We start from the raw sequence: 1233 nt of genomic DNA on the forward strand, positions 1-1233 counted from the left end.
CTAGTGCCGCATCAGACAACGTTCGCCCTGTCGTGACGCGTCGCGGGGTTTGCTGCGCCGGGCGCCGTCGGACGGCGAGAATGATCAGGTGGCTGAGCGTGTGCGGGTCCGGGAGATTGATGACGACGAGGGCAGGCGGTTGCTGCGGATCATCCGCAGAGGTACCGGTTCGGTGGTGACCTGGCGGCGGGCCCAGATGGTGCTGTTATCCGCGCAGGGCATGCCCGTGGCGAAGATCGCCGAGGTGACGTTCACCAGTGCGGACCGGGTCCGGGACGTGATCCACAACTTCAACACCGATGGCTTCGACTCGCTCTACCCCAAGTACAAGGGCGGCCGGCCCAGGACCTTCACCCTGCCGGAACGCCGGGAGATCAAGAAGATTGCCAAATCCAGGCCGGCCGAGCACGGCCTGCCGTTCTCGACCTGGAGTCTGGCCAAGCTGGCCGACTTCCTGGTCGCCGAGGGGGTGGTCGACGACATCAGCCACGAGGGCCTTCGGGTCCTGCTCCGCGAGGAGGGCGTCTCGTTTCAACGCATAAAGACCTGGAAGACTTCACGCGATCCGGACTACGCGGTCAAGAAGGCTCGCGTCGAGCATCTCTACGCGATCGCCGACGGCGAGGTCATACCCGAGGAAGGCGAGCCCGAAGTCGTCTTCTGCATGGACGAGTTCGGACCGCTCAACCTCCGGCCCCACCCCGGTCGGCAATGGGCCGAACGCGGCGGTCGGCACAAGGATCCCGACCGCGAGCCCCGGCCCCGCCGCCGGGCGACCTACACCCGCCCGCACGGGGTCCGGCACCTGTTCGCCGCCTACGACCTCGCCAAAGACCAGCTCTACGGGCACATCAAGAAGACCAAGAACAGGTCGAAGTTCCTGGAGTTCTGCCGCTACCTGCGTTCACTGCACCCGATGGACGTACGCATTGCGATCATCTGCGACAACTACTCCCCGCACCTGACGACGAGGCGCTGCCAGCGGGTCGCGACGTGGGCGACGGCCAACAACGTGGAGATCGCCTACACCCCGACCAACAGCTCATGGCTCAACCGCATCGAGGCCCAGTTCACCGCCCTGCGCTACTTCGCCCTCGACGGCACTGACCACACCAGCCACAAGGAACAGGGCAGCATGATCCGCCGCTACATCATCTGGCGGAACAAACACGCCGCCGACGAACGCCTCCGCGAGGTCGTGAAGAAGGCGAACGTTGCCTGATGCGGCACTAG

At 65.4% G+C, this 1233-nt stretch carries 1 protein-coding gene; it reads left to right on the top strand.

Annotated elements, in window-relative coordinates; genetic code table 11:
• Nucleotides 1-88: 88 nt before the first annotated feature.
• On the top strand, nucleotides 89-1222 hold the full coding sequence (locus AB0A61_RS41120) for an IS630 family transposase (RefSeq protein ID WP_361304753.1): 1134 nt from the start codon (nucleotides 89-91) through the stop codon (nucleotides 1220-1222).
• Nucleotides 1223-1233: the final 11 nt, after the last annotated feature.

Source organism: Streptomyces sp. NPDC046197, assembly GCF_040646295.1.
In the GTDB taxonomy this organism is placed as follows: Bacteria; Actinomycetota; Actinomycetes; order Streptomycetales; family Streptomycetaceae; genus Streptomyces.